At 69.8% G+C, this 26,121-nt stretch carries 27 protein-coding genes; 15 read left to right on the top strand and 12 right to left on the bottom strand.

What is annotated here, in order from left to right; translation table 11 throughout:
• Nucleotides 1–5: 5 nt before the first annotated feature.
• Complete coding sequence (locus tag ACWDNU_RS25870; RefSeq protein WP_449670789.1) at nucleotides 6–2,117, bottom strand: elongation factor G-like protein EF-G2; 2,112 nt, start codon at nucleotides 2,115–2,117, stop codon at nucleotides 6–8.
• Nucleotides 2,118–2,560: 443 nt separating this feature from the next.
• Between ACWDNU_RS25870 and ACWDNU_RS25865 the strand changes: the two genes are divergently transcribed.
• Nucleotides 2,561–4,153 (top strand): M4 family metallopeptidase, encoded by a 1,593-nt coding sequence (locus tag ACWDNU_RS25865; RefSeq protein ID WP_449670788.1) that lies wholly within the window; start codon nucleotides 2,561–2,563, stop codon nucleotides 4,151–4,153.
• Between the two features lie 148 nt (nucleotides 4,154–4,301).
• On the opposite strand, the gene ACWDNU_RS25860 is transcribed toward ACWDNU_RS25865, so the two are convergent.
• On the bottom strand, nucleotides 4,302–4,622 hold the full coding sequence (locus tag ACWDNU_RS25860; RefSeq protein ID WP_344277045.1) for an AzlD domain-containing protein: 321 nt from the start codon (nucleotides 4,620–4,622) through the stop codon (nucleotides 4,302–4,304).
• Nucleotides 4,622–5,317 carry an AzlC family ABC transporter permease gene (locus ACWDNU_RS25855; RefSeq protein WP_449670787.1) on the bottom strand — a complete coding sequence of 232 codons (696 nt, stop codon included), beginning with the start codon at nucleotides 5,315–5,317 and terminating at the stop codon, nucleotides 4,622–4,624. The genes ACWDNU_RS25860 and ACWDNU_RS25855 overlap by 1 nt, the downstream gene beginning before the upstream one ends.
• A 70-nt stretch (nucleotides 5,318–5,387) precedes the next feature.
• On the opposite strand from ACWDNU_RS25855, the gene ACWDNU_RS25850 reads away from it, so the two are divergent.
• Both ACWDNU_RS25850 and ACWDNU_RS25845 read left to right on the top strand, forming a co-directional pair.
• Nucleotides 5,388–5,951, top strand: a complete 564-nt coding sequence (locus ACWDNU_RS25850) for a helix-turn-helix domain-containing protein (protein ID WP_354745274.1) — start codon at nucleotides 5,388–5,390, stop codon at nucleotides 5,949–5,951.
• 300 nt (nucleotides 5,952–6,251) lie between these two features.
• Nucleotides 6,252–6,728 (top strand): cupin domain-containing protein, encoded by a 477-nt coding sequence (locus ACWDNU_RS25845; RefSeq protein WP_370936480.1) that lies wholly within the window; start codon nucleotides 6,252–6,254, stop codon nucleotides 6,726–6,728.
• A 7-nt stretch (nucleotides 6,729–6,735) separates the two neighbouring features.
• On the opposite strand, the gene ACWDNU_RS25840 is transcribed toward ACWDNU_RS25845, so the two are convergent.
• Nucleotides 6,736–7,977: a flavin-dependent oxidoreductase gene (locus ACWDNU_RS25840; RefSeq protein WP_449670786.1), complete on the bottom strand. Its 1,242-nt coding sequence runs from the start codon at nucleotides 7,975–7,977 to the stop codon at nucleotides 6,736–6,738.
• Nucleotides 7,978–8,008: 31 nt separating this feature from the next.
• Here ACWDNU_RS25840 and ACWDNU_RS25835 point away from each other — a divergent pair, with 31 nt between their 5' ends.
• A complete protein-coding gene (locus ACWDNU_RS25835) occupies nucleotides 8,009–8,443 on the top strand; it encodes an NPCBM/NEW2 domain-containing protein (RefSeq protein WP_449670785.1) in 435 nt (144 codons plus the stop codon).
• A 255-nt stretch (nucleotides 8,444–8,698) separates the two neighbouring features.
• On the opposite strand, the gene ACWDNU_RS25830 is transcribed toward ACWDNU_RS25835, so the two are convergent.
• Both ACWDNU_RS25830 and ACWDNU_RS25825 read right to left on the bottom strand, forming a co-directional pair.
• Nucleotides 8,699–9,130 carry an Hsp20/alpha crystallin family protein gene (locus ACWDNU_RS25830; protein ID WP_370936483.1) on the bottom strand — a complete coding sequence of 144 codons (432 nt, stop codon included), beginning with the start codon at nucleotides 9,128–9,130 and terminating at the stop codon, nucleotides 8,699–8,701.
• Nucleotides 9,131–9,350: 220 nt separating this feature from the next.
• Nucleotides 9,351–9,629, bottom strand: a complete 279-nt coding sequence (locus tag ACWDNU_RS25825) for a hypothetical protein (RefSeq protein WP_449670784.1) — start codon at nucleotides 9,627–9,629, stop codon at nucleotides 9,351–9,353.
• Nucleotides 9,630–9,780: 151 nt separating this feature from the next.
• Here ACWDNU_RS25825 and ACWDNU_RS25820 point away from each other — a divergent pair, with 151 nt between their 5' ends.
• Both ACWDNU_RS25820 and ACWDNU_RS25815 read left to right on the top strand, forming a co-directional pair.
• Entirely contained in the window at nucleotides 9,781–10,092 is a 312-nt protein-coding gene (locus ACWDNU_RS25820) for a helix-turn-helix domain-containing protein (protein WP_449670783.1), read from the top strand.
• 62 nt (nucleotides 10,093–10,154) lie between these two features.
• Nucleotides 10,155–11,051 (top strand): aminoglycoside phosphotransferase family protein, encoded by an 897-nt coding sequence (locus ACWDNU_RS25815; RefSeq protein ID WP_449670782.1) that lies wholly within the window; start codon nucleotides 10,155–10,157, stop codon nucleotides 11,049–11,051.
• Between the two features lie 91 nt (nucleotides 11,052–11,142).
• On the opposite strand, the gene ACWDNU_RS25810 is transcribed toward ACWDNU_RS25815, so the two are convergent.
• On the bottom strand, nucleotides 11,143–12,192 hold the full coding sequence (locus ACWDNU_RS25810; protein ID WP_449670781.1) for an LLM class F420-dependent oxidoreductase: 1,050 nt from the start codon (nucleotides 12,190–12,192) through the stop codon (nucleotides 11,143–11,145).
• Between the two features lie 168 nt (nucleotides 12,193–12,360).
• Here ACWDNU_RS25810 and ACWDNU_RS25805 point away from each other — a divergent pair, with 168 nt between their 5' ends.
• Entirely contained in the window at nucleotides 12,361–12,777 is a 417-nt protein-coding gene (locus tag ACWDNU_RS25805; protein ID WP_449670780.1) for a VOC family protein, read from the top strand.
• 4 nt (nucleotides 12,778–12,781) lie between these two features.
• Here the strand turns inward: ACWDNU_RS25805 and ACWDNU_RS25800 are convergent, their stop codons facing one another.
• Nucleotides 12,782–13,282 carry a MarR family winged helix-turn-helix transcriptional regulator gene (locus tag ACWDNU_RS25800; RefSeq protein ID WP_449670779.1) on the bottom strand — a complete coding sequence of 167 codons (501 nt, stop codon included), beginning with the start codon at nucleotides 13,280–13,282 and terminating at the stop codon, nucleotides 12,782–12,784.
• A 68-nt stretch (nucleotides 13,283–13,350) separates the two neighbouring features.
• Between ACWDNU_RS25800 and ACWDNU_RS25795 the strand changes: the two genes are divergently transcribed.
• The gene (locus ACWDNU_RS25795) at nucleotides 13,351–14,769 is read left to right on the top strand and encodes an FAD-dependent monooxygenase (protein ID WP_449670778.1); all 1,419 of its coding nucleotides are present in this window, start codon (nucleotides 13,351–13,353) and stop codon (nucleotides 14,767–14,769) included.
• Here the strand turns inward: ACWDNU_RS25795 and ACWDNU_RS25790 are convergent.
• The 4 genes from ACWDNU_RS25790 to ACWDNU_RS25775 are packed head-to-tail and all read right to left on the bottom strand — an operon-like array spanning nucleotide 14,766 to nucleotide 18,094.
• Complete coding sequence (locus ACWDNU_RS25790) at nucleotides 14,766–16,241, bottom strand: FAD-binding oxidoreductase (RefSeq protein ID WP_449670777.1); 1,476 nt, start codon at nucleotides 16,239–16,241, stop codon at nucleotides 14,766–14,768. The genes ACWDNU_RS25795 and ACWDNU_RS25790 overlap by 4 nt on opposite strands.
• Nucleotides 16,242–16,292: 51 nt before the next feature.
• Nucleotides 16,293–16,478: a tautomerase family protein gene (locus tag ACWDNU_RS25785; RefSeq protein ID WP_370936492.1), complete on the bottom strand. Its 186-nt coding sequence runs from the start codon at nucleotides 16,476–16,478 to the stop codon at nucleotides 16,293–16,295.
• Nucleotides 16,438–17,640, bottom strand: coding sequence for a Cmx/CmrA family chloramphenicol efflux MFS transporter (locus ACWDNU_RS25780; RefSeq protein WP_449670776.1), 1,203 nt, complete (start codon nucleotides 17,638–17,640; stop codon nucleotides 16,438–16,440). Before ACWDNU_RS25780 ends, ACWDNU_RS25785 begins: the two co-directional genes overlap by 41 nt.
• A gap of 28 nt (nucleotides 17,641–17,668) precedes the next feature.
• Nucleotides 17,669–18,094 carry a GlcG/HbpS family heme-binding protein gene (locus tag ACWDNU_RS25775; protein WP_370936494.1) on the bottom strand — a complete coding sequence of 142 codons (426 nt, stop codon included), beginning with the start codon at nucleotides 18,092–18,094 and terminating at the stop codon, nucleotides 17,669–17,671.
• A gap of 287 nt (nucleotides 18,095–18,381) precedes the next feature.
• Here ACWDNU_RS25775 and ACWDNU_RS25770 point away from each other — a divergent pair, with 287 nt between their 5' ends.
• From ACWDNU_RS25770 to ACWDNU_RS25740, 7 genes are all read left to right on the top strand, one after another.
• The gene (locus ACWDNU_RS25770; RefSeq protein WP_449670774.1) at nucleotides 18,382–18,966 is read left to right on the top strand and encodes a TetR/AcrR family transcriptional regulator; all 585 of its coding nucleotides are present in this window, start codon (nucleotides 18,382–18,384) and stop codon (nucleotides 18,964–18,966) included.
• 533 nt (nucleotides 18,967–19,499) lie between these two features.
• On the top strand, nucleotides 19,500–20,297 hold the full coding sequence (locus ACWDNU_RS25765) for a cupin domain-containing protein (protein ID WP_370936496.1): 798 nt from the start codon (nucleotides 19,500–19,502) through the stop codon (nucleotides 20,295–20,297).
• Nucleotides 20,298–20,302: 5 nt separating this feature from the next.
• Nucleotides 20,303–22,096 (top strand): asparagine synthase (glutamine-hydrolyzing), encoded by a 1,794-nt coding sequence (gene asnB / locus ACWDNU_RS25760; protein WP_449670773.1) that lies wholly within the window; start codon nucleotides 20,303–20,305, stop codon nucleotides 22,094–22,096.
• Nucleotides 22,096–23,136 (top strand): PrpF domain-containing protein, encoded by a 1,041-nt coding sequence (locus tag ACWDNU_RS25755; protein ID WP_449670772.1) that lies wholly within the window; start codon nucleotides 22,096–22,098, stop codon nucleotides 23,134–23,136. The genes asnB and ACWDNU_RS25755 overlap by 1 nt, the downstream gene beginning before the upstream one ends.
• Nucleotides 23,118–24,245 carry an acyl-CoA dehydrogenase family protein gene (locus ACWDNU_RS25750; protein WP_449670771.1) on the top strand — a complete coding sequence of 376 codons (1,128 nt, stop codon included), beginning with the start codon at nucleotides 23,118–23,120 and terminating at the stop codon, nucleotides 24,243–24,245. The genes ACWDNU_RS25755 and ACWDNU_RS25750 overlap by 19 nt, the downstream gene beginning before the upstream one ends.
• The gene (locus ACWDNU_RS25745; protein WP_449670770.1) at nucleotides 24,242–25,630 is read left to right on the top strand and encodes a dihydroorotase; all 1,389 of its coding nucleotides are present in this window, start codon (nucleotides 24,242–24,244) and stop codon (nucleotides 25,628–25,630) included. The genes ACWDNU_RS25750 and ACWDNU_RS25745 overlap by 4 nt, the downstream gene beginning before the upstream one ends.
• A complete protein-coding gene (locus tag ACWDNU_RS25740; RefSeq protein ID WP_449670769.1) occupies nucleotides 25,627–26,109 on the top strand; it encodes a flavin reductase family protein in 483 nt (160 codons plus the stop codon). Before ACWDNU_RS25745 ends, ACWDNU_RS25740 begins: the two co-directional genes overlap by 4 nt.
• The last annotated feature ends 12 nt before the right edge of the window (nucleotides 26,110–26,121 follow it).

Below are 26,121 nucleotides of genomic sequence, written 5' to 3'. Positions count from 1 at the left end.
CTGAGTCAGGTGGGAACAACCGCCCCTTCCGGCATCGGTTCGAACCGGGCATGCCGACGCGTAAAAGTAGCCGTCCCCGAGGTAAGAGACCGCAGATCCACCGCATACCGCAGCAGTTCCGCGGCAGGCACCTCCGCGTGCACCACGGTGTGCCCGCCCTCCCCGGATTCCGTGCCCAGCACCCGGCCGCGGCGGGACGACAGATCGCCCAGCACCGTGCCCAGATGCTCGTCCGGCAGGCTCACCTCGACGCTGTCCAGCGGCTCCAGCAGCGAGATCCGGCTTGCCGCAGCGGCTTCCCGCAGGGCCAGCGCGCCTGCGGTCTGAAACGCGGCGTCCGAAGAGTCGACGCTGTGCGCCTTCCCGTCCGTAAGCGTCACCCGCACATCCACCACCGGATAGCCGTCTTGGACGCCGCGCTGCAGTTGCGCCCGGACGCCCTTCTCGACGCTCGGGATGAACTGATGCGGCACGGCACCGCCGACCACCTTGTCCACGAACTCGAATCCGCCGCCACGGGGCAGCGGCTCGACTTCGATGTCGCACACCGCGAACTGCCCGTGCCCGCCGGACTGCTTCACATGCCGTCCGTGTCCGCGGGCAGGTTTCGCGAAGGTGGAACGCAGGCTGATCCGCACCGGCTCGGTGCCGACGTCCGCCCCGCCCGCGCGCAAGCGCGACAGGACGACGTCCGCGTGTGCCTCGCCCATGCACCACAGCACGAGCTGGCCGGTCTCCGCGTTGCGTTCCAAACGCAGGGTCGGATCGCCCGCGACGAGGCGGGAAAGGTTGCGGGACAACGTGTCCTCGTCGCTGCGGGACTTGGCGACGACAGCGACCGGAAGCAGCGGTTCGGGCATCCGCCACGGCTTCATCAGCAGCGGATCCTCCGGCGACGACACAGTGTCGCCGGTTTCGGCGGAACCCACTTTGGTGAGCGCGCACAGATCGCCCGCGACGCAGTACGGCACCTCGCGCAGGTTCGCGCCGAGCGGTGAATAGAGGTGGGCGACGCGTTCGTCGGCGTCGTGGTCTTCGTGGCCTCGTTCGGTGAGGCCGTGGCCCGAGACGTGCACGGCGTTCTCCGGGCGCAGCGTCCCGGAAAACACCCGGACGAGCGAAACTCGTCCCACGTATGAGTCAACCGCGGTGCGCACGACCTCGGCGGCGAGCGGGCCGGCCGGGTCGGCGGTCAGTGCGTCGTGCTCGGCGCCGTCGGGGCTGGTCACGCCGGGCGGCTGGTGTTCCAGCGGCGAGGGGAAGGCCCGCACGATGCCGTCGAGCACCTCGGACAGCCCGATCCCGCTGGTCGCGCACACGGGGATGACCGGGTGGAACGAACCGCGCGCGACGGCCGTTTCGAGGTCGGCGATCAGCACGTCCTCGGCGATCTCCTCGCCGCCGAGGTAGCGGTCCATGAGGGTCTCGTCCTCGCTCTCGGCGATGATGCCCTCGATCAGCTCGTTGCGGGCGTCGGCGAACTCGCGCGCGACGGCCGGGTCCGGGTCGCTCACGCGCGGCGGGTAGCCGGCGGAGTAGTCGTACCGGCGCTGGGTGACGAGCCCGACCAGGCCGTCCGGCCCGGGGAGGTACAGCGGCAGCACGCCCGCGCCGAAGGCGGCTTGGCAGGCGGCGATCTCGGCGAGCGCGTCGGCGCGGTGGTGGTCGAGCCGCGAGACGACGACGGCGCGCGGCATGCCCACCGACGCGCATTCCTCCCACACGGCGATGGTGGCGGCGTCCACGCCCTCGGCGGCGCACACGACGAACAGCGCGGCGTCCGCGGCGCGCAGGCCGGCGCGCAGCTCGCCGACGAAATCGGCGTATCCCGGGGTGTCGATGAGGTTGATTTTGTGCCCGGCGTGCAGCACCGGGGCGACGGAAAGCCCGACTGAGCGCTGCTGGCGCACGGCTGCCGGGTCGTGGTCGCACACGGTGGTGCCCTCGACGACCGAACCGGCGCGCGGCACGGTGCCGGACGCGGCGAGCAGTGCCTCGGTGAGCGTGGTCTTCCCGGAACCGGAAGGCCCGACGAGGACGACGTTGCGCACCTTGGCGGGGTCGTCCACAGCGACGGCGGCCCCGGGGTCGGTACTCCTGTTCTGCTTGTCGGCCATGACGGCCTCCTCAGCGACGGCGGATGGTGCAACTGTGTCCCCGATCACACACCCGCGACCCCGCGGGAAGCAAGGCGGGCGGCCCGGGACCAGCCGTTCGCTTACCCCCGGCTCCAGTGCCGAGGGGCACCCGATTCCACTGTGGACGGCACCGGAACGACTGTCTACAAAGGATTAACCGGCGAATTGATGCCGGATTCATCCTTAACGCCGGTCTGCTGCCATGGTGGGCGGCTGGCGTTTCTTGGGCGGAAAGAGGAATTTCCGGAAAACACGGACCGGAAATCAGAGCCGATGCCGCGAAGTTGATAACTTAACGACCTTCGTCGGTTGTCCGGAGTTGGGAAAAACCCGACTCTTGTCGGGGTTCGATCCCATTCCACTTCCGAATCCGGCCCCCACCCCCGGGCCTGATCCGGCCTGTCCGGAGGAGAACACCGCCGATGAAATCGCGCCGACCGCTCGTGCTGCTCGCAGCCGGGGTCTTGGCCGGGGCCGTCACCACGGCCACCGCCGCTCACGCACAGCCGCTCGAACCGCAGAGTCCGCAGGCCGCCGAGGCGATGGCCGCGAATGCCGCGCAGGCGCTGGTCGCCTCCCGGCCCGCCGCGCTGCACGCCAGCAAGGACGACGTTTTCCAGCAGCACAAGGTGATCTCGTCGACCAACGGGCTGAAGTACGTGCCCTACGACCGCACCTACAAAGGCATTCCGGTCATCGGCGGCGACTTCGTCGTGTCCACGAACTCCGCGGGCCAGGTCCTCGCCACCTCGGTCGCGCAGACCGCCGCGATCAACCTGCCCAGCACGTCGCCGAAGCTGACCGCGAAACAAGCCGAAGCGATCGCCCGCACCCAGGTGCCCACTGTGGACAGTGTGCGGCCCGCGACGCTCGCCGCATACGCGCTCGGCAGCCCGAAACTCGCCTGGACGACCCGCGTGACCGGCCGGAACGCCGAAGGACCGAGCAAGCTGGACGTCGTCGTCGACGCGACGACCGGCAAGGTCCTGCACACGCAGGAGCACGTGGCCTACGGCGACGCGCAGGGCGTGTGGAACGGCCCGGAGCCGCTGCACCTCGACACGACCTCGGACGGCGCCGGCGGCTTCTCGATGACCGACCCGACCATCGCGAACCTCAGCTGCCAGGACGCTTCCACCCAGCAGACCTTCACGAAGTCGACGGACAGCTGGGGCAACGGCGACGAGACCGACAAGGAAACCGGCTGCGCCGACGCCCTGTACGGCATCCAGCAAGAGAACAAGATGCTGACGCAATGGCTGGGCCGCAACAGCTTCGACGGCAACGGCGGTGCCTGGCCGATCCGCGTCGGCCTCAACGAGCAGAACGCCTACTACGACGGCACCCAGGTCCAGGTCGGCAACAACACCGCGGGCCAGTGGATCGGCTCGCTCGACGTGATCGGGCACGAGTTCGGCCACGGCATCGACGACCACACGCCCGGCAGCATGTCCGGCAGCGGCACCCAGGAATTCGTCGCGGACGTCTTCGGGGCCTCGTCCGAATGGTTCGCCAACGAGCCCGCGCCGTACGCGGTCCCGGACTTCCTCGTCGGCAACCAGGTGAACCTCGTCGGCAGCGGCCCGATCCGCAACATGTACGACCCGTCCCAGCTCGGCCACGCGAACTGCTACGACGACTCGATCCCGGGCACCGAGGTGCACGCCGCGGCCGGTCCCGGCAACCACTGGTTCTACCTCCTCGCCGAGGGTTCGAACCCGACCAACGGCCAGCCGACCAGCCCGACGTGCAACAACTCGACGGTCGCCGGGGTCGGCGTGCAGACCGCGGTGAAGATCTTCTACAACGCGATGCTGCTCAAGACCAGCGGCAGCTCCTACCAGAGCTACCGCACCTGGACGCTGACCGCGGCGAAGAGCCTGTTCCCGAACGGCTGCACCGAATTCAACTCGGTGAAGGCTGCTTGGGACGCGGTGAGCGTGTCCGCGCAGCCGGACGAACCGTCGTGCGGCGCAGTCGGCGCGACCGGTTCGCGGGCGATTGCCGCTCGATGAACCGAAACTGATTTCCCCGCCGGCGGGAGGGGGAGACGAGCACTCGTCTCCCCCTCCCGATCGTTATTGCCCGCCGGGCGGAAATTCATTTGTTCGCCAGCCGGGAATTCTGCCTCGAAAGGCGTCGCGCAATTTTCCCGTGGAACGGTCACGGCACTCCGGCGAGCCTGAGCAAGGCGGCGGTCGCCGCGGCGGCGATCACCACGAGCACGAACGGCGCCTTCCGCCACGCGAGCACCCCGCCCACCAGCACCCCGGCCGGTCGCGCGATCCCGGCGAATTCGTGTCCCTGGGTCAACGCGCTGGTCGCGACCAGCGCGGCGAGCAGCACGACCGCCGACAGCGTCATCAGCCGCTCGGCCCGCGGCGACAACCGCACTTTGGTGCGCAGCAGCGGCCCGGCGAGGCGGAACGCGAACGTTCCCGCCGCCAGCACGAGCGTCGCGACGATCAGTTCCGCGCCGTCCATCAGTGCGCTCCTTCCAGCGGCTTCGGCTCCTTCGCCGCGGCTCCGGCGACCACCCCGACCAGCGCCAGCAGCACCGGCAGACCCGCCGGGAGCAGGGGAGTGGCCACGAGCGCGACCACCACGCCGATCAGCACCGGAAGCCGCGCGGCCCGGTCCTTCAGCGACGGCAGCACCAGCGCCAGCAGCACCGCCGGGAAGGCGGCGTCCAGACCGAACGCGTCGGTGTCGCTGATCGCGGACCCCGCGAACGCGCCGACCACGACCCCGAGGTTCCAGCACACGAACAGCCCGATGCCGCACGCCCAGTACGCCGCCCGTCGCCGGTCCGCCTCGCGCTGGGCCAGCGCGAACGCCACCGATTCGTCGATCATCAAGTGGCTCCCGGCCAGCCGCCCGAGCAGGCCGCGGCCGAGCGCGTCGCCGACCGCGAACCCGAACGGCACGTGCCGCGTGTTCACCAGCAGCCCGGCGGCGACCGCGGCGAGCGGATTGCCGCCCGAGGCGACGATGCCGACGAACATGAACTGCGAGGCACCGGCGAAGACCAGCAGGGACAGCAGCATCGGCGCCCACAGCGGGAAGCCGGAGCCCACCGCGATGGCGCCGTAGGAGACGCCGACGAGGGTGTCGGCCAGGCACACGAGACCGATGTCGCGGGCGAGGCCGCGATCGAGTGTTCGCCAAATCGAACGCATAGTGTCCTATGCTGAACACGTCGGGGCCTGTTCGTCAAGGCGAACGAGAAGACTGATGGAGCGAACACACATGCCGAACGAGAGCACGGGCGCGCCGCTGGACATCATCGCGGCGTCCCTGCGCCGCGAGCGGGCCCGCGCCGGCCTCTCGCTGACCGAGGTCGCGCGCCGGGCCGGCCTGGCGAAATCCACGTTGTCCCAGCTGGAATCGGGATCGGGCAACCCGAGCGTGGAGACGCTGTGGGCACTCGGCGTCGCGCTGGACGTGCCGTTCTCGCGACTGGTCGAGCCGGAGCGGCAGGAGGTGAAGGTGATCCGGGCGGGCAAGGGACCGACAGTGTTCGCCGAACACGCCGACTACGCGTGCACTCTGCTGTCCGCGTGTCCGTCCGCGGCGAGGCGGGACATCTACTTGGTGAGCGCGGAGCCGGGCATCCCGCGGCGGTCGGATCCGCACATGAGCGGCGTAGTCGAGCACACGGTGCTGTGCGCGGGGCGGGCGCGCATCGGGATCATGGACGATCCGGTGGAGATGCTGCCGGGGGACTACATCTGCTATCCCGGGGATGTGCCGCACATCTTCGAGGCGCTGGAGCCCGGGACGTTCGGGGTGGAGATTTCCGAGTACAACTGAGCAGGCTTGGCTCGAGCTTCACCAGGACCCGATTGAGAACCGGGCGTCTGGTCGGCGTCAGCCGTGCTTGGCGAGCAGGTCCGCGCCAGAGCATCGCGTCCGGCTTTGACCAAGTCACGCGCACGGATGGGCAGCGGTCTTGCCTGGCCAGCAATGTGGGCGGGTGGAAACACCAGCCTCTTGCCGTTGCCATTCAGGCCATCGACCCAGCCATCGGAAAAACGCGTCGGACTGGCGGCTGTACACACGCGACCGGATAGCGCAGAGTCCCTACCGGACGAACATCGGCCAGGAGGTGTGATGACCGGCGAGGAAATCGTGCTCGGTCCCCTGCCCAAGGGGATCACGCCCGCCCGCGAGGGCATGCGGAACAAGGTGTGGAACGTGCTCGGCCACACCTACTCGATGAAGGCGGCCAGCGAGTCGAGCTTCGCGTTCGAGACCCTCGATCCGCCCGGCACCGGCGTGCCGCCGCACGTTCATCCGACCCAGGACGAGCACATCTACATCCTGGAAGGCGTGTTCACGCTTTACCTCGACGGCAAGTGGGAAACCGCGGGCCCCGGCGACACCGTGCGGATGCCGAAGGGGCTTCCGCACGCGTACTACAACCGCAGCGAGGGCATGACCCGCGGGCTGTTCTGGGTGAGCCCGGCCGGGAAGCTCGCGACGCTGTTCGACAAGCTGCACAACCTGACGGACCCGGAAGAGGTGGTCCGGGTGTCGGCGCTGCACGACGTCGATTTCCTGCCGCCCGGTTCGGTGGAGGGCGCCTGACGACGGCTCAGGCGCGGTTCACCTGCTGCTGGGATGCCCCGGAAGCCTGCGCGTAACCGGAGACGATGGCCTCGAGCGTGGCCGTGTCGATCACGTCTTCGAGGCGGGTAAAGCCTTCCGGGGCACGGCGTTCGACCTCGTCGATGACGTTCTCCGGCCCGCCCCGGCGGTTGCGCAGCACGATGTCGCTGGTGGCCGGAAGGCGGTCGGCTTCGTATGCGCGAAGCGCCTCGACGGGGTCGGAGCGTCGCGTGAGGTGCCAGGCGAGGCTGGACGCGTCGAGGATCGCCTGGCCGGCGCCGTTGGAACCCATCGGGTACATCGGATGGGCGGCGTCGCCCAGGAGCGTCACGCGGCCATGCGACCACGCGGGCAGCGGATCCCGGTCGCACATCGGGAATTCGAAGATCTCCTCGGTGGCCTCGGCCAGCGCCGCGTGGTCGACCGCCGGGCAGTGGAACCACCCGAGGTGCCGGGCCAGCTCCGCCCGGTCGCCGGGTTTGGCCCAGTCCTGTCGGTCCGGAGGCGGGGAGCCGGGTTGTCCGGTGCGGATGCAGACGGCCCAGTTCGTGAGCCTGCTGCCCGCGGACTTGCCCGGCCCGATCGGGTAGATCACCAGTTTGGCCGCGGTGCCGCCGGAGACGATCATCGAAGCGCCGCCGCCGAATTCCGGCCAGTCGGCGGCCCCGCGCCACATCAGGACGCCGTTCCACCGGGGCGGTCCTTCCTCGGGGAACAACAGGGACCGCGCGGCCGAGTGGATCCCGTCAGCCGCGACGAGGACGTCGCCGGTCACGGTGACCGGGGTGCCGCTGTCCCGCTCGGCGAAGTGCGCCCGGACGCCTTGCGCGTCCTGATCGAACCCGGTCAGGCGGCAGCCGGTCCGCACCGCGTCGGGACCGAGCCGCGTTTGGACCGCGCGCAGCAGCAGGTCGCGCAGCCTGCCTCGGTGCAGGCAGTACTGGGGGAGGGTGAACCCGGCGTCGAGACCGCAGGGTTTGCGAAGGATCACTTGGCCGAGGCGGTGGGTGTAGGACAGCTCGCGGGTGCGGATCCCGATCTCGTCCAGTTGGTCGAGCAGCCCGAGCGCGGCCAGTTCCTTGACCGCGTGGGGCAGGGCGTTGATGCCGACGCCGAGTTCGCCGATGCGGGCGCTTTGTTCGTAGACCGCGCATTCGACGCCTTCGCGGTGCAGCCGCAAGGCCGCGGTCAACCCGCCGATCCCCGCTCCGACGATCACGACCTTCACCGCGAACCTCCCTGTCGTCGACCGACTCAGGGTGGCGGAGATCGGCCCGGGGCGCTACCGCCGAAGGGACAACCGCGGTTCCGGCTGCCAGGCCCACTGCGTTCGCCTTGAGGAGATTGTCCAGACCTCTCGGGCCGGAAAACGGCCACGGCAGACGAAAACCGGAAACCTCAACGGGGAGAGGCGATTTCCGGACGCCGGAGAACGATCCCCGCCGCGGCGAGGGCACGGGAGCACTGGAGCCCGCAGGTCGACGGCATCGAACAGAATCCAACAAATCGCGTTCGAGGTCTGGGGCGACGGCAAGCGGCTCGAGGCCACCAATGTGCTGCGCCATGGCGACGCGGCGGCGCCGGTGAACGTCGACGTCTCCGGCGTCTCGGTGCTGGATTTGCGAGTCACCGACGGCGGCGACGGAGTTGACAGCGACCACGCCGACTGGGCGGCGGCAGCGATCTCCTGCTGACCGCCTGGGAACATCCCCGCGGGCCGGTCCCGAAGCCTTCGGGACCGGCCCGGCCTCGCCCCGGCACGGACCGGATATCGGCGTGGTGAACGGATGGTGCGGAAAGAGCGGGCGGCCCGGCTTCCCGCCGACCGGGCGCGCGGAGTTCGCGGCGGCGGCCCGCGCTGAGCCAAGCCCGCGAAACCCTCCGGAAACGAACGGCGCGCCGGGTCGCCGTGGCCCCGCCCGCCGCGAGCGGGGCCGGTCTCAGGACGGTCAGGCGTTGATCTGCTTGGTTCCGCCGTCGCCGCCGATGGCGATCTTGCGGGGCTTGGCCTGCTCGGCGATCGGCACCCGCAGGGTGAGCACGCCCGCGTCGTAGTCGGCCTTGATGCGGTCCGCGTCCAGCGTGTCGCCCAGGAACAGCTGCCGGGAGAACACCCCGCGCGGCCGTTCGGAGACCTGGACCTCCGCGTCCTCGCCGTACTCGGGCCTGCGTTCGGCCTTCACGGTCAGCACGTTGCGCTCGACGTCCAGATCGATCGACTCCGGTGCGACGCCCGGCAGGTCGAACTGCACCACGTAGTCGTTGCCGGACCGGTAGGCGTCCATCGGCATCACCGCCGGGCGGGTCGTGGTGCCGTTGCCGCCGAAGAACTGCTGGGTCAGCCGATCGAGCTCCCGGAACGGGTCAGTTCGCATCAACATGACCATGCGCCTCCATTCTCCTTCCCTGCTGCCCGCCGCCCGGCGCGCTCGGCCGGAGACGGGCGGTCGCGTGTTTGCTCGGTTTCTTGTTCCCATGCCCGCGGATGTTCTTGACCTCGGACCGGCGGCCGCCGCGGAGAGCCGGTCCCGCCGCCGGACAGAGCGGCGGGACCGGAACCAGTTCGAGTGAAAGCAACCTCGATGATCTGTGCGTGCGCTATCACCTCCCGCGAGATGCCGCCGTTGCCGTGCTCCCGCTTCGCGCCGGAGGGGATCGCTCCCGGCGCTCCGGGGGCCAGGCTCGCCACACGCTCGTCGCGATCCGCCGCTGCTCGCGTCCGGTGCTCCGCGGACCGGGGGCATCGCCGTGCAGCGGGGCGTCGTCGAAGCAGGTGGCCACGATCGCCTCGAACTCGGCGCGCAGCCAGGCCGGATCGGCGCAGATCAGCTCGGCGAATTCGCTGGCGGCCGCGTCCCGGCGGCTGATGGTGTCCGGCATCGTCGATCACTCCCCGGTTACGTCGTCCCAGCACCCAGGTCAGCTCTCGCGTCTCACAATTTCTATAGCGCGGACTGTAGATTGTGTCAAGCAGTGAATCGAGATAATCTTGAGCTGGACGCGGAGGGCCGATCCCGGAGAGGAGGTGCGCGTGCCCGGACTCGACCGGCTCGACGATCAGGACTATCCGGCGTACACGACCGGGCAGGCCGCCGAAATGCTGGGCGTGCAGCAGGCCTTCCTGCGCAGCCTGGACACCGCGGCCGTGGTGCGGCCCGAACGCTCCGGCGGCGGGCACCGCCGTTACTCCCGCCGTCAGCTGACCCTGGTGGTGCGGCTGCGCGAACAAGTGGACGAGGGACATTCCCTCGCCTCGGCCGCGCGGATCATCGGCCTGCAAGACGAACTCGCCGACGCCCACGACATCATCACCGGCCTCCGCGCCCGGCTCGGCGAGCGCTGACGACGGCGGGGATTCCTCGAAAAAGCGGAGGCGGACGCTGTCGCCTCGGTACTGTCGTTCGCATGACCGGCTCCGAGATCGCGATCACCGCCGACCTGGTCCGCGACCTGCTGCGAGACCAGCATCCCGACCTCGCCGGGCTGGCGATCCGCGAGGCGCCGGGCGGCTGGGGCAACCAGATGTGGCGGCTCGGGGACGATTTGGCCGTGCGGATGCAGCGCATGGACCCCACCCCGGAATTCCAGCTGAAGGAGCGGCGGTGGCTGCCCGTGCTGGCCCCGCGGCTGCCGCTCCCGGTGCCGGCGCCGGTGCGGTCCGGCGAACCGTCCGCGCGGTTCCCCAAGCACTGGACCGTGATGACGTGGGTTCCCGGCGAACCGCTCGACCACGGCGCGATCACCCGCGGCACCCACGCGGCCGACACGCTGGCGGATTTCCTCCGGGCGCTCCATGCGCCCGCGCCCGCCGCGGCCCCGGTCGCCACGGATCGCGGTGGCCATCCCCGGGACTGCACGGCTGGTTTCGAAAAGTTCCTCCAGGCCGTTGCCCTGGACGACCTGGCTGCCGACGTCCGGGCTGTCTGGGAGGACGCCGCGGCGGCAGGTGCGTGGGAGGGCCCGCCGGTGTGGGTGCACGGCGATCTCCATCCCGCGAATGTCGTGGTCTCGGACGGAACGCTCTCGGGCATCGTCGATTTCGGCGACCTGTTCGCGGGCGATCCGGCGTGGGATCTCGCCGCTGCCTGGGTGCTGCTGCCTGAGGGCACGGCTTCGCGGTTCTTCGACAGTTACGCACAGGCGGACGAGTCGGCGATCCGGCGTGCGCGCGGGCTGGCCGCGATGAAGAGCCTTTTCCTGATCCTCATGGGACAGAACGGCGATCGCGGCCTTCCCGGCGGCAAACCGCACTGGGGGCCCGCTGGCCGGGCGGCGCTGGACCGGGCGCTGAAGGGCGTTTGAGGTCCGCAGCGGGACGGTTCAGCCGCGCCACAGCACTGCGGTCAACGGCTTCCCCGGCCCGGCCCGCACCCAGCGTTGTGTCCACTGTGGATCAATCGCCGACACCGGACGCGTCGAGAGCTTCTGCGGCGACGCGCAGCGCGTTCTTGCTGGCCTCCGGATCGGGATGCGTGGGGGAGAGCGCGAGCGTGGTGACGCCGCTCTCGGCGAGAGCCTTCATCCGGTCGGCGATGCGTTCCTTCGGGCCGAGGAGCGAGGTCTCGTCGAGGAATTCCGCCGGGATGGCGGCCATGGCTCCGGCGTAGTCCATGGTCAGGTACCGGTCGCGGATCTCGTCGGCGGCGGCCTCGTAGCCCATCCGGGCCATGAGGTCGCGGTAGAAGTTGTTCTCGCGGCTGCCCGCGCCGCCGACGAATCCGGCGACGTAGGGGCGGGCGTGGTCGGCGGCGTGGCGCCAATCGTCGCCGACGGCGAGCGGGGCGGTGGCCGCGACGTCGAATCCGTCGAGCGTAGCGCCGGTTTTCTCGCGTCCGGCGCGGATCCGGTCCAGGGATTCCCGGCCGTGTTCGAGGGAGAAGAACAGACCGAGCCAGCCGTCGGCGATTTCGCCGGTGAGTTCGAGATTCCGCGGGCCGAGGGCGGCGAGATAGAGGGGGATGTGCTCGCGGGCGGGCGGCACGGCCAGCGGCAGCGCTTTGCCGGGCCCGCCGGGCAAGGGGAGCCGGAAGTGCGTGCCGTTGTGCCGGACTCGTTCGTAGCGCAGGGCTTTCCCGACGATGTCGACGTATTCGCGGGTCCGCTCGACCGGTTTCCCGAACGGGACGCCGTACCAGCCCTCGGACACCTGCGGGCCGGAAACGCCGAGCCCGAGCCGGAATCTGCCGCCGGAGAGGTTGTCCAGGGTCGCGGCGGTCATCGCGGTCATGGTCGGGCGGCGGGCCGGGATCTGCAGGACGGCGCTGCCGAGGTCGACGCGTTCGGTGCGCGCGGCGAGCCAGCCCAGCACGGTCGCGGCGTCCGAACCGTAGGCCTCGGCCACCCACACGACGGAAAACCCGAGCCGGTCGGCCTCCTGGGCGAGCTGGAGATTGGTCGAATCGTTTCCCGCGCCCCAATAACCGATGTTGAGTCCTATTTTCATGCGGCCGACGTTACTGCTGGTAACCGAAAGGACACCGGTGGTTCCCGGGGTTCAGGGGGCGCGATAGGGGTTGCCCTCGGTCCACAGTGGACTTTCCGGGATACGCGACACAAGGTGTCGTGATTCGCCTGAGAGGCTCGGCTTCCGTTCGCACAAAAGGAGTGTCAGATGGGATCCCAGCTCAACCCGTGCCTCGCCTTCACCGGGAACGCCCGCCAGGCGATGGAGTTCTACCGCGAAGTACTCGGCGGCGAGCTGAATCTGGGCACGTACGGCGATTTCGGCTCGCCGGAGGCTCCCGGCGCCGATCCGGACCAGATCATGCACTCGGTGCTCAGCACGCCGGACGGCTACACGGTGATGGCGTGGGACGTCCCGGAGCGGGTGTCTTTCCAGCGGGGCAACAACGTCGCGCTCTTCCTCGGGGGTGACGACGGCAAACTCCGGGACTGCTTCGAGAAGCTCTCCGCTGGCGGCACTGTGACGTTGCCGTTGGAGAAGCAGTCCTGGGGCGACGAGGCCGGTTCGCTCGTCGACAAGTTCGGGATCACGTGGATGGTCAACCTCGCCCAGCGACAGTCCTGAGCGCTCAGTCCGGAATCTCGCCCATCGAACGGCACAACCGGCGCAGCAAATCGGCCAACTCGCGCTGGTCCTCGCCGCTCAACCCGCTCACCAGCTTCTCCTGCTCGGCCAGTTCCACAGCGACCGCCTCGTCGACGAGGGCCAGCCCGGCCGGGGTGAGGCGGATCAGCGCGGTGCGGCGGTTCGCCGGGTTCTGCTTCCGGTCGACGAGGCCCGCAGCGACCAGCCGGTCCAGCCTGCTGGTCATGGTGCTGTTGCCGGCGAGCATCCAGCGCGCGATCTCGGACAGGGTCAGCTCGTACGGCGCTCCCGCGCGCCGCAGGGTGGCGAGGATGTCCAGGTCCGCGTGGAGAACGCCGTAGTCCTTCAGGGCTTCGTCGAGGCGGCGGGTCACCCGGCGCGCGATCCGCGTCATGCGGGCCAGCACCGACAACGGGGCCGGGTCGAGGTCCGGGCGCTGCGTGCGCCATTGGTCCAGGACGTCGTCGACGAAGTCACGCTCCATCCTCGTACTATACAATGACGGATATTACGACCTCGTACCTTTCGGCTCCGCAGCGAAGGAGAGGGAAGATGCCCGGAGCGATCGTCGTCGGCGGCGGGCCGGTCGGCATGCTGCTGGCCACCGAACTCGGCAGGCACGGCGTACCCGTCACAGTTGTCGAGAAACTCACTGCCACGCACGACGAACCATGCGCGGGGACGCTGCACGCGCGTACCGCACAATCGTTGCTGCGGCGCGGTTATCTGCCCGTTCCGCCGCCGCGGGACCCGCGCGCCGTCGTCGAGACCCCGTTCCACTTCGGCGGACGTCCGGTGCTGACGCTGGAATCGCCCGCTCTCGAAGGCGCGCCGATGGTCGGGCAGGCGCAGTCCGACATCGAGCGCTTTTTCGAGGCGCAGGCCCGTTCGCTCGGCGTCACCATCCTGCGCGGCCACCGCGTGACCGGGGTCCGGGACGACGGGGAGCAGGTGCACGTCTCCACCGACCACGGCGAACTCGCCGCCGACTACGTCGTGGGCTGCGACGGCGCCCGCAGCATCGTCCGCGAAGCAGCACGGTTCACCGGGACCACAAACCCGGCTACGTTCGCCGGACTTCTCGGCCTGGCCAGGCTGGGCGACCCCGCGCGAGTGCCCGGCGGCTGGACGCAGGGTCCGACCGGCTGGACGCTGATCAACGTCAACCCGGCCGGGCACAGCCGGATCCTCACCCACGAGTTCACCGAGCCGCTCCCGGAACGCGGTGCCCCGGCCGGTCTCGAGGATCTGCAGGCCGCGGCTTCGCGCATCCTCGGCCACGACGTGCCGATGTCCGACGCGACGTTCGTCGGCCGCTTCAGCGATTTCACGCGGCTCGCCGACTCTTACCGCCGCGGTCGTCTTCTGCTCGCAGGCGACGCCGCCCACGTGCACGCCCCGCTCGGCGGGCAGGGGCTCAACCTCGGCCTGCAAGACGCGTTCAACCTCGGCTGGAAGCTCGCGATGGTCGTCGCGGGCACGGCACCGGACGCGCTGCTCGACACCTACCACGCGGAGCGGCATCCGGTCGCCGAAGCCGTCATCGAGAACACCCGCGCGCAAGCCGCGCTGATGCGGCCAGGGCCGGAGTTCGAACCGCTGCGCGCACTGGTCGCCGACCTGCTGTCCACTTCGGACGGCAACCGGCTGTTGAGCGACCGGATCAGCGCACAGGGCGTGCGCTACGGCGACGGCCGCGGCATGGCGGGGGAGTTCCTGCCGAACTTCCCGCTCGGCGAGGGGACGATCGCCGAGTTGCTGCATCCGGGACGCCCGGTGCTGCTGCTCGGCCCGGATGCCGCCGGGGCCGCGGACACGGCGGCGAAATGGAAAGACGGCGTCGACGTGGTAGCCCACGGCGAGGACCTCGGCGAACCGGCGATCCTCCTGCGCCCGGACGGGTATGTCGCGTGGGCTGGACGGGACTCAGGCCTCGCCGCAGCCCTCGCCGGGTGGTTCGGCCCGCGCTAGGCAGGCCGGACCGACTGGCGGTGCCGGAACACATCTTCCGGGTCCCACTGCGTCTTCGCCCGCTGCAACCGCGCGTAGTTGCCCTTGAAATACAAGTCGTGCCAAGGAACTCCGGAGGCGTTCCACTCCGGATCGGACAGATCAGCGTCCGGATAATTGACGTAGCACCCGTCAGTCACCTCGCCGGGCACCGGCACCCCGCCGGTCTCCGCGTACGTCGCGCGGTAGAAATCCCGCACCCACCCGATATTCGCCGCGTCCGCGTCCACTGTGGACCAAAACGCCTGATACAGCAGCTTGAACGTGCTGTCCCGCTGAGCCACCGCGGTAGCGGCCGGATCAACCGCGGAAATCGCGCCGCCGTAAGAAAAAGCGACCAGCATCGTGTCCGGGTTCGTCACGTCTGCCCGGGTCAGGTACTCGTAGGCGGTGCGCAGGTGCGACTCCGGCAGAGTGCTCCGGACATAAGCCGACTTGTGCTCGGCGCGCAGCGTCGGATCGGTGAGCACCGGTGTGTTCGTGCCGAGGAGCCGCGTCGCCTGCAGCCAGGGGAGCCGCCGCGGAGGGGCGAGCCCGGGCATCGGGCCGAACTCGCCCGCCCGGGCGAACCCGGTCGTCGCGAGATCGCCTAGGACGTGCGAAAGAAACTCGTTCAGCACCCGGTCCGCATCCGGCGCAGCGGCGTCGATCTGTGCCACCAAGCCGACCGTTCCGTTGCAGCGGTGGTTCAGCATCAGCAGGCTCGACAGCGCCGCGCCCGGCGAGTCCGGCGCGCGGTGCTCGTGGTGCCAGCGTGCGTAGCCGCCGAGCAGCCGGGCGAACCGCCGCTCGTCGAGGTCGGCCCACGGCACCGACATGGCCGCGACGAGCACTTCGGACGGCGGTCGGACGAGCGGCGCGCGGAACAGGAACCGCGTCACCACGCCGAACGAGCCGCCGCCACCCCCAGTGTGCGCCCAGAAAAGATCGGCCTCCGGACCAGTCGAATCGCTGGTGGCCACGATCGTCCGGCCGTCGGCCAGCACGACCTCGACGCCGTGCAGGTGGTCGACGGTGAGGCCGTCCCGCCGCGACAGCAGGCCGTAGCCGCCGCCGGTGAGGTGTCCTCCCGCGCCCACGGAGTAGCAGATCCCGCCCGGGATCGTCACGCCCCAGCCGCGGTACAGCCGTTCGTAGACGTCCTGCAGCCGCGCCCCGGCTCCGACGGAGTAGCGGCCGTCCGCGTAGTCCACTTCGGACAGTCCGCTGAGGTCGAGGATTTCGTCGACCCCCTCGTGGTGGACGAAATCCTCGAAGCAGTGGCCGCCGCTGCGGATCGCGAGCCGCCCGCTCGCGGAGGAGACCGCCGAAGCGACCTCGCCGGTGGTCCGCGGCAGGTGCACTGACGCCGGCTTAGCGAGGTAGCGCTGGTTGACCCCGGTCGTGAAGTCCGCGTAGCGCGGGTCTTCCGGCCGGATCACGCGTCCGCTCATGGCTCCTCCCGGAAGGGGAGGCCGGGACGGGCAGCCCGCCCCGGCCTCCGCTCAGAGGTCTCCGGCGAGCTTCCCGCCGAGGCCCCAGTGGTCCTTTTCGACGTCGGTGACGATGACCGTGACCGCGGTTTCGGGGCACTTCGCGAGCCGCGAAACGGTGCCCGTCACTTCCTCGACGAGCTGACGGCGTTCGGCCTCACCGGCTCCCTTCCACCAGTTCACGTGCACGACCGGCATCGCTGTTCACCTCCTTTCCCGTCCGGCGGTCCAGCCCCACCGCACCGAGCGCGACGAGCAGCGAGGCGACGGCCAGCCCGGCTCCGATCCAGCTCGGCGAAAGCAGCCCGGCCCCGGCACTGAGGCCGACGCCGCCGAGCCACGGGCCGAGCGCGTTGCCGACGTTGAACGCCGAGATGTTGCTCGTGCTCGCCAGCGTCGGCGCGCCCTCGGTCTCGTTCATCACGCGCGTCTGCAGCGCCGGGTTGATCAGGAAGCTGCCGATCCCGAACAGGAACAGCGTCCCGATCATGGCCGGTTTGTTATGCGCGGCAAGGGAAAACGCACCGAGCATCACCGCGAGCAGCAGCAGTCCCGCGCACAGCGTGCCCATCAGCGAACGGTCGGCGAGCTTGCCGCCGAGCACGCTGCCGAGGAACGTGCCGAAGCCGAACAGCGCCAGCAGCGGAGGCACCATCCCGGCGGAGAACCCGGTGAAGTCGGTCAGCAACGGCGCGATGTAGGTGTAGGCGGTGTAGAGCGCGGCCTGGCTGAGCGTGGTCGTGCCCAGTGCCAGCCACACCTTGGGGTTGCGGAACGCGGCCAGCTCGTGGCGCAGGCCGAGGTGGCCCGCCCGCGGCTGGTGCGGCACCAGCGCCAGCACGCCGATCAGGTCGATCACGCCGAGGATCGCGACCGCGAGGAACGTCGCGCGCCAGCCGAAATGCTGGCCGACGAACGTGCCGAGCGGAACCCCGGCGATGGTGGCGATGGTCAGTCCGCCGAACATGATCGCGATGGCCCGGGCGCGCTTGCCCGGTTCGACCAGGTTCGACGCCACCACCGCACCGATGCCGAAGAACGAACCGTGCGCGACGGCGGTGACCACGCGGGCGGCCATCAGCACGCCGAACGACGGCGCGGCGGCGGCGAGCACCTCGCCGGCGATGAACACGACGAGCAGCGCGACCAGCGCCGTCTTGCGCGGCACCTTGGTGGTCGCGGCGGTGATCAGCGGCGCGCCGATGACGACGCCGACCGCGAAGAGCGAGATGAGCAGCCCGGCCTGCGGCAGGGAAACGCCGAACGCGCCGGACAGTTCCGGCAGCAGGCCGGCGATCATGAACTCGGTCGTGCCCAGGCTGAACACCGTCAGCCCGAGCACGAACAGGGCGATGGGCATCGTGACTCCCGGAGGGTTCGGGCGATGGTCAGGACTCGAGCGCCGCCAGTCCGGCCTCGGCGATCTTGACGTCGTCGGTCCAATGCGCGCCGGAGACGCCGATCGCGCCGGCCAGTTCGCCGTCGACCACGATCGGCAGGCCGCCGCCCATGCCGACCAGGCGGTCGATCGCGGTGGGCGCGGCCGTGCGCAGCACCGGGTCGGCGTCGAGCACCTCGGACCACTTCTCCGTCGGCATCGCCGAGGACGCCGCCGTGTAAGCCTTGTCCTGCGCGACCTGCACCGCGTTGAGCTTCGCGCCGTCCTGGCGCAGGAACGCCTTCAGGTTGCCGCCTTCGTCCACCACCGCGAGGGCGAACCGCTTGTCGGTCGCCTTCGCGGCCTCGTCGGCGGCGCGGACGATCTGCCAGGCCAGTTCGTCGCTGACGGACGACCGGCGCTGCACGTGAGGCATGAGATCTCTCCTTGTCTGGCGAGTGCGGTTTTCGCTTCGGCGCCGCCGGTCCCAGGAGGGTGCGCACCGGGACCGGTCGCACACGGACCGCATCCGGCGGTCGCTTCCGACGGTACCAAATCTGGAACGGTCGGCAAACTATCTACGGGTAGCGAAGCAAGCCTGTGTTGGCAAAGCCCTTGTATAGAAACAAAATACGAGAATCATCGATTCTTATTGTTGAACGTTCGGTCCAGATGAAGCGCTCTATTGTTGACCTGTCGTTCCAGCTTCCTTACGCTGGCGGCATGCCCCGAGTTCGCGAGTTCGACACCGACGAGGTGATCCAGAAGGCCATGGAGGTCTTCTGGCGCAAGGGCTACGAAGCCACCTCGATCCAGGACCTCGCCGAGGCGACCGGGCTCGGCCGCGGCTCGCTGTATGCCGCGTTCGACAGCAAGCACGGCCTTTACGAGCGCGCGCTGCAGCGGTACGTCCGGCAGACCACCGACGCCACCCGCGAATCGCTGATGCAGCGGGTGCCGATCCGCCAGGTGATGCGCGACCTGCTGCTCGGCCGGATCGACGACGCGCTGGAGGAGCCGGGCCGGCCGGGCTGCCTGCTCGTCATGGCGATCACCGAGCGGGTGCCGCACGACGAGGCGGCCAACCGGATCGTGTGCGACGCGATCGCCGCGCTGCAGGATTCCTTCTACGGAACGCTGCACCTGGCCCGCAGCATGGGCGAACTGCCGCCCGGGGCGGATATCCCGGCGTTGTCGAATTTCCTGGTGACGATGATTCAAGGGCTGCGGGTGATGAGCGCGGTCTGCCGGGACAAGACATTGCTGGGCCAAGTCGTCGACACCGCGCTGAACGCTATTCCGGAATAACTCCAATTCCGCACCGGGAGACGATCATCGGAAAGATGGTCGTCTCTTTTTCGTGCCGGAAAGAAGATCGTTGGCACGCTGCCAGTTCTTTTGTCGATCATGCGCGGGCATGTCGGAAAGTTCTGGCTCCGGGCTCGCTGGCACGCCGGTTTCAGGGTCCGCCCGGACTGTCTAATGTGGTCCCGGGGTATCTGCCTTGCTTGTGTTGCAACGGATTTCGCGAACCGTTTCCTGCAGTGTCATTGTTTCGCCGCTTCAAACTGTGGCCACGCTCACAGGAAATTTCTGTGCTGCGGTTTCGGGTGCCCGCTGGGCACTGGTGGACGCCCCGGTTCCGGCATTCGGCGTAGCGGGAAATTTACTGGATCGATACAGTCAATGACCGCCGCGTAATTTGCACCGATTCGACCGGCCCGCTGACTGCTTTGCAGTGCACTGCGGTCGGCTAGTACGGTCGCCACCGGAAGCGAAACGAGGAATCGAATCCCGTTGATCAATTCCGCTTCCGGCACTGGGCAATTATCGGCAACCTGATGGGACATGGGATGCTTGTCGACCAGATTCAGGGAACGATCGTCCGCGCCGCGGACTTCGTCTTCTCGCCGTTCGACTGGGGACGCGTCGCCGAGCCGGTCGGCCCGGCCATGGGGGCGCACCAGGTGACCCTGCTCGTCGTGGAGGTCGCGCCGGGGAAGGCGTGGCGCCTCGGCTGGGCGCTGGAGGAGGAGAACGTCGCGGTGGTCTTCGCGGGCTCCGGCCACGGCGACGTCACCGGCCACCGCACGGAGGTCGCCCGCGGCTCCGCTCTGCACTCGCCGACCGGGCGGACGTTGGAACTAGAAGCAGGCGACGACGGTTTGACCGCGTACGTGTGGCGAACCCGCTTGGCGGGCAACGAACCCACCGGTTCCGCGCCGCGGCTCGAGAACGACCTGTGGAACACCGAAACGCAGTTGCACGGCTTCAGCGGCACCGGCGAGATCGCCGCCGACGAGAAGACCGCCGTCATGAATTTCCTTTTCTGGCCCGGAACCGGCAGCGCGCGGCTGTGCCTGCACTGCGGGATCCAAGACCCCGGCCAGACTTTCAACGTCCACCAGCACCCGGAGAGCGAAGAGGCGTTCATCGCTTTCGAGGGCGACGGCCAGATGTACCTGATCGACCGCTGGCACGACGTCTCTCCCGGCGACGTGCTGTTCGCCGCCCCCGGCGTGCCGCACGGCACGCGCAATCCGGAATCGGCCGCGGGGCGGTTCGCCACGTGCGGCGGCCCGACGCCGTTCGACCCTGTCCTCTACGCCCGTGCGGGCGTATCCGCGGAGGTGAAGTAGTAGTCATGTGCCGGATTTACGGACACTTGGGCGGGAGCCTCGCGCACCACCATCTGCGCGCGGTTTCGGCGCTGCAGCGGCACGGCGGCCCGGATGCCCGGTTCAGCGCGGCGGGCGACGGCTGGGCGCTGGGCAACAACCGGCTGGCCATTGTGGACCTCGACGGCGGCGAGCAGCCGTACCGGCTCGGCCGCGAGATCCAGGTCGTCTTCAACGGCGAGATCTACAACCACGACGTGCTGCGCCGCGATCTGCACGCGGCGGGCTACGTCTTCCACGACCACTGCGACGGCAACGTGCTTCCGGCTCTGTACCACAAGTACGGCCTGGACTTCGTCGACCACCTCGACGGGATGTACGCCATCGCGGTGCTGGACCTGCGGGCGGAGCCGAAGCTCGTGCTCGTCACCGACGACGCGGGCATGAAACCGCTGTACCACCACGAAAACCCGGAACGCCGGGAGCTGTACTTCTCCTCGGAGCTGCCGGCGCTGCTGAGCATTCCGGGCGTGGACTGGGAGCAGCGGGACGAGGGGCTCGACAGCTACCTCACCACCAAAACGCCCTTCGGGGAGCGGACGATGTTCGACCGCGTCCGGGTGCTGCCGCGGGCGGCCACCGCCGTCTACACGCGCTCGGGCGGGCTGAAGATCTCGCGGCGCGCGGAAGGCGCGTTCCCGGTCGAGGGCGGCGACCTCGCCGAGGCGGGCGTCCGCGTGCGCGACACGCTGCGCGCCGAAACCCGCAGGCTCGCGCTGGCCGACGTCCCGATCTCGACCATCACCAGCGGCGGGCTGGATTCCAGCCTGGTGACGGCGTTGCTGGCGGAGAAGGTCCCGCACGTGCACGCGTTCAACATCGCCTACACCGGGGACTGGCCGTTCGACGAGAAGGCCTACGCCCGCGAGGTCGCCGCCCGCAGCGGCGCGACCTATCACCAGATCGAAGCGGACCCGGCGACGTTCCCGGACCTGCTCGGCGAAGTCGTGTGGCACCTAGGCCAGCCCAACGCCGACCCGATCACGCTGAGCACGTACCTGCTGTTCCAGGGCGTGCACGACGCCGGGTTCAAGGTGACGCTTTCCGGCGACGCCGCGGACGAGATCTTCGGCGGCTACCGCCGGATCAGCGACGCGGTCGGCGGCGCCGAGGACTGGCCGAACGGATACGTCGAAGCCCTCGCGGCCGTGCCCGCCGCGCTGCGGGACCAGCTGTACACCGACGAATACCGGGACCTGTTGCGGCGCAACGGAACCGAGGCCGACCGGATCACGCGGCGGCTGCGCGGAGCCGGGCCGGACCGGCTGTCCGCGATCACCGAGTTCGAAGTGGACGAACGGCTGCCTGCCTATCATTTGCGCCGCGTCGATCACCTGAGCATGGCGCATTCGGTCGAGGTGCGGCTGCCGTTCTGCCAGCGCTCTGTTACCCGGTTGGCGCGGCGGCTGCCCGCCGAACACCGCGTACGCGGCGGTGAGGTGAAACGCGCGCTCTACTCGGCCGCCCGTGGTCTCGTGCCGGATTCGGTGCTGGAGCGGCCGAAACAGCCGTTCACGCTGCCGATCACCTCGATGCTCGCGGCCGGGCAGCCGTTGCACAGCTACGCCCGCGACCTGCTTTCCGGACCGTCGCTCGCCGACCGCGGGCAGCTCGATCCGAAGGCCGTGGCCGGGTTGTTCGACGCGCAGGCCGCCCGGCCGAACGACGAATCGGCGCTGGCCATCTGGTCGCTGCTCATCCACCGGATCTGGAGCGAGCAGCTCGTGAGCGGCGGCGCCGGGGAAAGGAGCGCGGCCTGATGCTCGCTCACATAGCGCATGCCCACGGCAGCCCGAGTTCCACGCTGGTGCTGCCCGCCGAACGGCTGCCGGCTTCCGAGGAAGCGCTCACCGAAGCGCTGTCCGACGGCGTTGCCTGGCTTGCCGAGCACGGCCTCGCCGCGGTCACGAAGATCGCGCTCGTGTCGGTCTCCGAGCATCCGCTGTTCGACCTCGACTACCGGTTCGTGCAGGTCATTCCCGGCGACCCGGCGCGGTTCGACTTCCGCGGCAGCTGCGGGCATTCGGTGCTCTCGTCGGTGGTCGTGGCGAGCAGGCTCGGCTGGATCGGCCGGCTCGCGCCCGAACACCGCGTCCGGGTGCGCGTGCTCAACAACAACGACCACGTGGTGTGCGAGGTCGACGAATGCGTCCGCGACCGGACGACGTTCACCGCGCACTTCCTCAACCACCCCGCGGTGCCGCTCGGCGAACTGCTGCCGTTCGGCGAGACCACCACGGACCTGCCCTTCGACGACGGCGCGATCCGGGTCTCCGCGGTCTCGGTCGGGAACCCGTACCTGTTCCTGTCCGGACACGACCTCGGCGTCGACACCCCGGAGGAGCTTTTCGCCGCCGGGCAGCCGCTTTTCCGCACGATGAGCGCGATCCGCCGCTCGGCCGCGCGGCAGTACGGCTATCCCGTCGACGGCGCGTTCCCGAAGGTGGCCGCGGTCCTGCCGGACGGCGAGAACGGCCTGGCCGCGCGCGCGGTCTCCGTGCCGTCGTGGCATCCGACGCTCGCGCTCACCGGCGCTGTTTGCCTCGGCGCGGCCCGCCGGATCCGCGGCACCATTCCGTTCCAGCTGGCCGGCGGCGAAACCCGGCGCACCGCGTCGCTGCGCATCCGCACCGCGGGCGGCTGCACCATTTCGGACGCCGCGGTGTCCGGCCACGAACAGGACAGCGAACTGTCCTGGGTCAGCGTCCCGGAGAAGGCGGTGTCGTTCACCGGCGCGGTGACCATCGATTCGTTCGATCCCCATGCCCTGAAGGAGGATTCGTGTCTGCTGTCGACCTGACCACGCCCGTGCGCCTCGGCGTCGACGAGCTGGTCGACGTTCTCGCCGAGCACGCCGCGGCGGCCGACGAAGCGGGCCGCCCGGCTCCCGAGGTGCTGGCCGCGCTGCGGAACTCGCCGTTGCCCGGCCTCGTCGTCCCGCGCCGGTACGGCGGAGCCGGGGCGGACGCCCTGGAGGGGAACCGGATGATCGCGCGGATCGCGCGGCAGGATCCGTCCACCGCGATCATCGCCTTCCAGCACATGGCAGTGTGCAGCCGGATCGCCGAATGGGGCAGCGACGCCCAGCGCGAAGAACTGCTGCCGAAACTCGCGTCCGGCGAGTGGCTGGCCGCGTCCGCGTGGAGCGAATCCGGTGCTGGCGCGGCGAAGAAGAACCTCTCGACCGTCGCCGACGAACTGCCCGACGGCGGCTGGACAGTCAGCGGCGGCAAGGCTTTCACCACCGGTGCCGGGGTTGCCGACGTCTACCTGGTGCTCGCGCAGAGCACGCCGGTGGGGGAGTCCGACGATGCCGCGTACGGATCCGGTGGACAGAGCTTCTTCCTCGTGCCCGCGACCAATCCGGGCATCGAGCCGGATCTGAGCCTGGACCTGGTCGGCATGCGCGCGTCGGCGACCGGGTTCGTGGAGCTCAAGGACTGCTGTCTCGGGCCGGAAGCGCTGCTCGGGCCGCGCGACACCGCGAGCACGATCATCGCGGGCGTCCGCCAGTCCGGGGCCACCCTCGGCGCGGTGTCGGCCGGAATCGCCGAAGCCGCGTGGGACCTCGGTTTCCAAGCCGCGCAACGGAAATCGCTGCTCGACCTGCAGGCCGTCCGGCACCGGCTGGTGGACCTGCGCGGGCAGGTGGAGTCCGCTCGCGCGCTGGTCGAACGGGCTGGCCGCCGTGACGGGGCCGACCCGGGCGAGGTGACGCTGCACAGCAAAATCCACGCCTCGCAGACGGCCGAGGAAGTCGTCGCCGCGATCGCGCGGCTGCTCGGCAGCGCCGGATACGTGGTGACGAACCCGATCAACCGGATGGCCCGCGACGCCCGCGCCGTCGCGCTGATGGGCCCGACCAACGACCTGAGCCGAGAGCTGGTGAGCCTGCCATGGGCCGCGTGAAGACCTACGACCTCGTCGTCCGGGGCGGCCGGGTGACCGGCCCCGGCGGCGTCCGCCTCGCCGATGTGGCTGTCACGGACGGGAAGATCGCCGACGTGCTCCCCGCCGGGAGCACGGTGTCCGGCACCGAGGAGATCGACGCCGCCGGGCGGCACGTCCTGCCCGGCCTGATCGATTCCCACGTGCACTTCCGCACGCCGGGCCTGACCGAAAAGGAAGACTGGGCGCACGCGTCGCGCGCCGCCGTGGCGGGCGGCGTCACCACTGTGTTCGACATGCCCAACACCCGCCCGGCGACCTTCACTCCTGCCGACGCCCGCGCCAAGGACGCGGAAATCCGCGGCACCAGCCTGGTCGACTACCGCTTCCACGCGGGCGTCAACCCAGAGGCCGTGGAATCGTTGGAAACGTTCGAACCCGCCGAGGCGATGACCGCGAAGGCGTTCCTCACCGGGCACCACACCGCACCACACGTGCTCCGGGACCCCGGTCGGCTCGACGAACTGTTCGCCGTCGCGAAACGCCAAGGCCTGCGACTGCTTTTCCACGCCGAGGACGACGACGTCTTCGCGCTGCTCGACCAGTGGCAGGGCGCCCCGGCGACCTACCGCGACTACGAACGGTTCCGGCCGCGTTCCGGCGGAATCGTCGCCGTGGCCAAGCTGATCGAACTGGCGCGGCAGCACGGCACCGCGGCGCACGTGCTGCACGTGTCGAGCCGGGAGGAGGCCGACCTGCTCACCGCGGCGGGCGCGGCCGGACTGCCGGTCACCTGGGAGGCGACCGGGCACCACCTGTCCTTCACAGCGGCCGACACCGCCCGCTTCGGTTCGCGGATCCGGCTCAGCCCCGCCATCCGGGAACAGGCCGACCAGGACCGCTTGTGGGACGCGGTCTTCCGCGGCGAAGTGTCCACTGTGGGCAGTGACCACGCGCCGCACGCGTTCGCGGACAAGACCGTCTCCGCTCCCGACGCCCCGCCCGGGCTGCCAGGAGTGCAGGAACTTTTCCCCGCCCTGTACACCGGCCTGTGCCGCCGGGCTCCCGACGCCACGCCGGACGACCTGCTGCCCATCGTCACCCGTGTTCTGGCCGCAGAACCCGCCCGGCTGTTCGGCATCGCCGACCGCAAGGGCGCGATCGCCCCCGGCCTGGACGCCGACCTGGTGCTGTTCGACCCAGCGGAAAACTGGTCCTTCGGCCCCGGCGACGTCCAGGCGAAATGCGGCTGGACCGCGTACGCGGGCTGGATGTTCACCGGCCGAGTCGCCCGCACCATCCGCAGGGGCCGCACGGTTTTCCGCCGGGAACACGGCTTCGGCACCCCCGACGGCGAATGGCTCAAGCCTGCTGACGTTCCCGCTCCGGCGGGTGATGCCCGATGACCGCCGCACTACTGGACGAATTCAAGGACGCCATGTCCGCACTGGCCGGCGGCGTCTGCGTGGTGACCGCCCTCGACGACGACGGCACCCCGCGCGGATACGCCGCGACCTCAGTGACGTCGGTGTCGATGCACCCGCCGCTGCTGCTCGTCTGCCAGGCGAAAACGTCCAGCTCCTACGACGTTTTCTCCCGCTGTTCACGCTTCGGCGTCAACGTCCTGGCCGCGGAACAAACCGAACTGGCCGCACTGTTCGCAACGCCCGGCGCCGACCGCTTCGGCAACACCGGCTTCCAACCGGGCGAGCAGGGCACCCTCCTGCACCCGGACGCACTGGCTGCCATCGAATGCCACCGCCGGGAAACCGTAGACGCCGGAGACCACGGCCTCCTGCTAGGCGAGGTCCGCGCAGCCACCACCCGCCCCGGCGACCCCCTCGTCTACCACGGCAGGCGCTACCAACGCACCCGACCGGTCTGACCCACTTTGGAG

This window comes from Amycolatopsis sp. NPDC003676 (genome assembly GCF_053587275.1).
This window is presented reverse-complemented; position numbering and strand designations above follow the sequence as displayed.

Bases quoted from the DNA above. Each gene is read 5' to 3' on its own strand.
- ACWDNU_RS25805 (WP_449670780.1), top strand. From the start codon at position 12,361: ATGGGATCCCAGCTCAACCCGTGCCTCGCCTTCACCGGGAACGCCCGC.
- ACWDNU_RS25780 (WP_449670776.1), bottom strand. From the start codon at position 17,640: ATGCCCATCGCCCTGTTCGTGCTCGGGCTGACGGTGTTCAGCCTGGGC.
- ACWDNU_RS25845 (WP_370936480.1), top strand. From the start codon at position 6,252: ATGACCGGCGAGGAAATCGTGCTCGGTCCCCTGCCCAAGGGGATCACG.
- ACWDNU_RS25860 (WP_344277045.1), bottom strand. From the start codon at position 4,622: ATGGACGGCGCGGAACTGATCGTCGCGACGCTCGTGCTGGCGGCGGGA.
- ACWDNU_RS25775 (WP_370936494.1), bottom strand. From the start codon at position 18,094: ATGCCTCACGTGCAGCGCCGGTCGTCCGTCAGCGACGAACTGGCCTGG.
- ACWDNU_RS25850 (WP_354745274.1), top strand. From the start codon at position 5,388: ATGCCGAACGAGAGCACGGGCGCGCCGCTGGACATCATCGCGGCGTCC.
- ACWDNU_RS25855 (WP_449670787.1), bottom strand. From the start codon at position 5,317: ATGCGTTCGATTTGGCGAACACTCGATCGCGGCCTCGCCCGCGACATC.
- ACWDNU_RS25810 (WP_449670781.1), bottom strand. From the start codon at position 12,192: ATGAAAATAGGACTCAACATCGGTTATTGGGGCGCGGGAAACGATTCG.
- ACWDNU_RS25770 (WP_449670774.1), top strand. From the start codon at position 18,382: ATGCCCCGAGTTCGCGAGTTCGACACCGACGAGGTGATCCAGAAGGCC.
- ACWDNU_RS25740 (WP_449670769.1), top strand. From the start codon at position 25,627: ATGACCGCCGCACTACTGGACGAATTCAAGGACGCCATGTCCGCACTG.
- ACWDNU_RS25830 (WP_370936483.1), bottom strand. From the start codon at position 9,130: ATGTTGATGCGAACTGACCCGTTCCGGGAGCTCGATCGGCTGACCCAG.
- ACWDNU_RS25795 (WP_449670778.1), top strand. From the start codon at position 13,351: ATGCCCGGAGCGATCGTCGTCGGCGGCGGGCCGGTCGGCATGCTGCTG.
- ACWDNU_RS25825 (WP_449670784.1), bottom strand. From the start codon at position 9,629: ATGCCGGACACCATCAGCCGCCGGGACGCGGCCGCCAGCGAATTCGCC.
- ACWDNU_RS25815 (WP_449670782.1), top strand. From the start codon at position 10,155: ATGACCGGCTCCGAGATCGCGATCACCGCCGACCTGGTCCGCGACCTG.
- ACWDNU_RS25865 (WP_449670788.1), top strand. From the start codon at position 2,561: ATGAAATCGCGCCGACCGCTCGTGCTGCTCGCAGCCGGGGTCTTGGCC.
- asnB (WP_449670773.1), top strand. From the start codon at position 20,303: ATGTGCCGGATTTACGGACACTTGGGCGGGAGCCTCGCGCACCACCAT.
- ACWDNU_RS25870 (WP_449670789.1), bottom strand. From the start codon at position 2,117: ATGGCCGACAAGCAGAACAGGAGTACCGACCCCGGGGCCGCCGTCGCT.
- ACWDNU_RS25785 (WP_370936492.1), bottom strand. From the start codon at position 16,478: ATGCCGGTCGTGCACGTGAACTGGTGGAAGGGAGCCGGTGAGGCCGAA.
- ACWDNU_RS25790 (WP_449670777.1), bottom strand. From the start codon at position 16,241: ATGAGCGGACGCGTGATCCGGCCGGAAGACCCGCGCTACGCGGACTTC.
- ACWDNU_RS25800 (WP_449670779.1), bottom strand. From the start codon at position 13,282: ATGGAGCGTGACTTCGTCGACGACGTCCTGGACCAATGGCGCACGCAG.
- ACWDNU_RS25755 (WP_449670772.1), top strand. From the start codon at position 22,096: ATGCTCGCTCACATAGCGCATGCCCACGGCAGCCCGAGTTCCACGCTG.
- ACWDNU_RS25765 (WP_370936496.1), top strand. From the start codon at position 19,500: ATGGGACATGGGATGCTTGTCGACCAGATTCAGGGAACGATCGTCCGC.